Raw genomic sequence first — 3805 nt, 5'->3', positions numbered from 1 at the left:
CTCGGGCGATTGTTGTTCGGACCGTTCCTCGCCGTGCTTGCGCTGGTCGCCGACGAAGGGCGCCGGCTGGCCCGCCAGCCCGGCCGGGTCGCCCGCGACTGGCTGCCGCACCTCGCGCTGGTCATGCCGATCGTCGCCTGGCTCGAATGGACGGGGTTCGGCACGCTGCGCTATCTTCTGCTGGTGGTGTATCCCGGCCTGTCGCTGACGCTGCTGCGTTCCTTTGCCGAGCATCGCGCCAACCTGCCCGGCCCCAGCCGCGCCGCCACGGTCGAGCGCGCCGGGCCGCTCGGCCTGCTCTATCTCAACAACCATCTGCATACCGCGCATCACGATCGCCCGGACCTCGCCTGGTATCGCCTGCCCGCGCACCAGCGCCGTCACCATGCGCGCCTCTCCGCTCAGGCGGGGCGCGCCCACCGCAGCTATGGCGAGATCGTCCGCCGCTTCGCGCTGGCGCCGCATGACGCCTTGGTCCACCCGGGCCGACAGGACCGGCGATGAGCACGCCCGTCGCCTCGCTCGGCATGTACGACCATCCCGGCCAACGCGCCGCCAACGACGGCTTATGGTCGGCGATCGCCCGGCATCTTCGCGGATTGGGCATCGCCGCACCGGACTCCCTTGACCGCACCCGGTCGGTCGAGGCGATCTGGCGCGACCCCAACCTGCTGCTGGCCCAATGCTGCGGCTATCCGCTCGTCGCCGATCCCGACCTCGCGCTGCGCGTGATCGCCATGCCGATTTATGCGCTGCCCGACTGCCCGCCCGGCCGCCACTACAGTCGCATCCTCGTGCGCGACGACGATCCGGCAACGACTTTGGCCGCGTTCGCAGGGCGTCGCGTGGCGATCAACGCGCCGCTCTCCAATACCGGCGCGAACCTGCTGCGCGCCGCAGTCGCGAACATCGCAGCGCCCGACGATTTCTTCGGCTCGACGATCGTCACCGGGTCGCACCGCGCCAGCATCGACGCGGTCGCCAGCGGTCGGGCAGATATCGCCGCGATCGATGCCGTCACCGCCGCGGTGATCGCCCGCGACGATCCGGCGGCGCTGCACGGCCTGCGCGACCTAGCAAGAACGCCCCGCGCGCCCAACCTGCCCTTCGTCACCGCCCGCACGACACCACCCGCGGTCGTCGGCGCGCTGCGGGAGGCACTGCATGCGGCCATGCACGACCCTGCCTTGGCACCGGCGCGTGCCGCGCTGCTGCTCACCGACATCGTGCCGGCGTCGATCCATCGCTACCGCATGCTGGGCCGGCTTGGGCACCAGACGCCGCCGTTCGCCGCCGACCCGGCCGCGACGAAGATTGCTGCCGACGTTGGTTGATCGCCAAAGCCTGGACTTTGGCTCCGAGTGAAATTCTGCGGCACGCCGCCGAACCATGACATTTGTCACTACGTGGCGCCCGTTACCCGTCGCACAGGAAGAGCATGTTCGACGAGGTTGACCCATGCTTCTGACTGCTCTCGCCCTTGCCGCCGCCCTGCGATCCGCCGCCCCCACGACGGCGGCGGCACCCGTGGTGGCCGCCCCACGCCAGATCCGCGACGGCGCCATGATCGCCGATCTCTACCAGCCTGCACGGACTGGCCGCGCACCTGCGATCCTGCTGCTTGGCGGGTCGGAGGGCGGCCTTGGCAAAGCTGCCGCTGCACAGGCAGCGGCGCTGGCGGCGCGTGGTTATGTTGTGCTCCAGCTTTCGTATTTCGGCAGCCTTGGCCAGCCTGCCGCACTGAAGTCCATCCCAATCGAAACCTTCACCCGCGCGCTCGATTGGCTGAAGATGCAGCCTGGCGTCGCGGGTGATCGCATCGGCATCGTCGGCACGTCCAAGGGCGCCGAGGCCGCGCTGCTCGTCGCCTCGCGCCGACGCGATCTCAAGATCGCGGTGGTCGGCGTCCCCTCCAGCGTCGTCTGGCCGGGGATCGACCGGGAGGGTCTCGTCACCGAATCGTCGTGGACCGAGGGCGGTAAACCGGTGCCCTTCACGCCCTATGGATGGACAGGGGAATGGCGCGGCATCCACGCGCTCTATGCGGACGCGTTAGCCGATCCCGCCAAAGCGGCGACCGGCGCCATCCCCGTCGAGCGCTCGCAAGCCGCCATCGTGATGGTCTGTGGCGAAGCGGACGGTTTGTGGCCGTCCTGTCCGATGGCACGGGCGGTCGAAACCCGGTTGCATGCCGCGAAATACGCACATCCCGTCACGGTACTCGCCTATCCCGACGCGGGTCATGCCGCCTTCGGCCCGCCCCCCGAGGTTGGCACCCAAGCGGCCGACCGGGCCGCTCCGCTCGGCGGCACGGTAGCCGGCAACCGCGCCGCGCGCGCGGATGGCTGGCCGAAGGTGCTCGCCGACCTTGATACCGCGCTGATGCCGGAGCGCCGGCGATGAGCCGCGATCTGGCCGATGTCGCGCGGCTGACGCGCGTGTCCAAACGGCTTGGCGGACGCAATGTCCTCGCCAGCCTTGATCTCGGCATCCACGCCGGTGAGGTGACCGCGCTGCTCGGCCCGAACGGCGCGGGCAAGACGACGTCAGTATCGCTGCTGACCGGCCGCATCGCGCCGGATGCGGGCACGGCGACGGTCTTCGGGCTCGACCCACGCCGGCCCGCCGCGCGCCGCCGCCTCGGCGTGATGCTGCAAAGCGCCGGCCTGCCCGACGTGCTGACGATCGCCGAGGTCCTGACGCTGCAATCGGGCTATTATCCCAACCCGCGGCCGCTGGACGAAACGCTGGCGCTCGCGGGGCTGGACGACCTTGCGGACCGCCGCTGCGCTGCCCTGTCGGGGGGGCAGGCCCGCCGCGTGCATTATGCGCTGGCGATCTGCGGCCGGCCCGATCTTCTCGTTCTCGACGAACCCACCGCCGCGATGGACCGGGCCTCCGCCCGCGTATTGTGGGGTACGGTCCGCGACGTGGCGAACCACGGAACGGCCGTGCTTCTGACCAGTCACGACCTTGCGGAGGCCGATGCGCTCGCCGACCGGATCGTGGTGATGGACGCTGGCACGATCGTTGCCGACGACACGCCCGCCGCGCTACGCGCCCGTGCTGGGGGATCGGTGATCCGCTGCCGCAGCCAACTGACCCCGGACCGCGTCGCGTGGGCGCCGGCGGTCAGGGACGCCGGCATGGACGGCGCGGACCTGCGCATCGTCTCCGCCGATGCTGCCGCTACGGTGCGCGCGCTTCTCGATGCCGATACCACGCTCACCGATCTGCGTGTCGCCGATGCAACGTTGGAGGACGCGATTGCCGCCCTGCTGTCAACCCAGTCGGAAAGGATCGCTGCATGACCGCGCTCGTCGCAACCCCGAACGGCGTGTGGCTTCGGGAAGCGATCGCCGAACTCAAGCGCACGTCGCGCCTGCCCCAGTTCCTCGTTCCGACCGTGCTGACCCCCGCCGCCTTCTACGGCCTGTTCACACTCGCCGTGGCCAAGTCGCCCTCCCCCGAATATGCGCTCGCAACGCTGGCGGGCTATGGCGTGTTCGCAGCGACGGGGCCCGCGCTGTTCGGCTTCGGTGCCGGGGTCGCCATGGAGCGCGAGCAGGGTCTGATCGAGTTGAAGCGCGTCTCGCCGATGCCCGCCGGCGCCTATGTCGCGGCAAAGCTGGTCGCTGCCGTCGCGACCACCGCGCTGGCGCTGGTGCTGATCGATGCGCTGGCGATCGTCGCCGGTGTCCGCTTGTCGGCGACAACGTGGATCGCGCTGACGCTGCTCCATCTCGGCTCGGCTATCCCGTTTGCGCTAATTGCTTTCGGCATGGGTATGCGGATGAGCGGCAAG

At 70.1% G+C, this 3805-nt stretch carries 5 protein-coding genes; all 5 read left to right on the top strand.

What is annotated here, in order from left to right; translation table 11 throughout:
* On the top strand, nucleotides 1-504 hold a 504-nt coding region (locus ACFDSW_RS14425), incomplete at its 5' end, for a fatty acid desaturase (protein WP_375250969.1).
* A gap of 95 nt (nucleotides 505-599) precedes the next feature.
* Nucleotides 600-1334, top strand: coding sequence for a phosphate/phosphite/phosphonate ABC transporter substrate-binding protein (locus ACFDSW_RS14420; RefSeq protein ID WP_375250968.1), 735 nt, complete (start codon nucleotides 600-602; stop codon nucleotides 1332-1334).
* 193 nt (nucleotides 1335-1527) lie between these two features.
* Nucleotides 1528-2403, top strand: coding sequence for an acyl-CoA thioester hydrolase/BAAT C-terminal domain-containing protein (locus ACFDSW_RS14415; protein ID WP_375250967.1), 876 nt, complete (start codon nucleotides 1528-1530; stop codon nucleotides 2401-2403).
* Nucleotides 2400-3311, top strand: coding sequence for an ABC transporter ATP-binding protein (locus tag ACFDSW_RS14410; protein WP_315462107.1), 912 nt, complete (start codon nucleotides 2400-2402; stop codon nucleotides 3309-3311). Before ACFDSW_RS14415 ends, ACFDSW_RS14410 begins: the two co-directional genes overlap by 4 nt.
* Nucleotides 3308-3805 (top strand): ABC transporter permease (locus ACFDSW_RS14405; RefSeq protein WP_375250966.1); only part of this gene is annotated, 498 nt, incomplete at its 3' end. The genes ACFDSW_RS14410 and ACFDSW_RS14405, both read left to right, overlap by 4 nt.

Origin of the sequence: Sphingomonas sp., assembly GCF_042091075.1 — a bacterium.
Classification (GTDB): domain Bacteria; phylum Pseudomonadota; class Alphaproteobacteria; order Sphingomonadales; family Sphingomonadaceae; genus Sphingomonas.
This window is presented reverse-complemented; position numbering and strand designations above follow the sequence as displayed.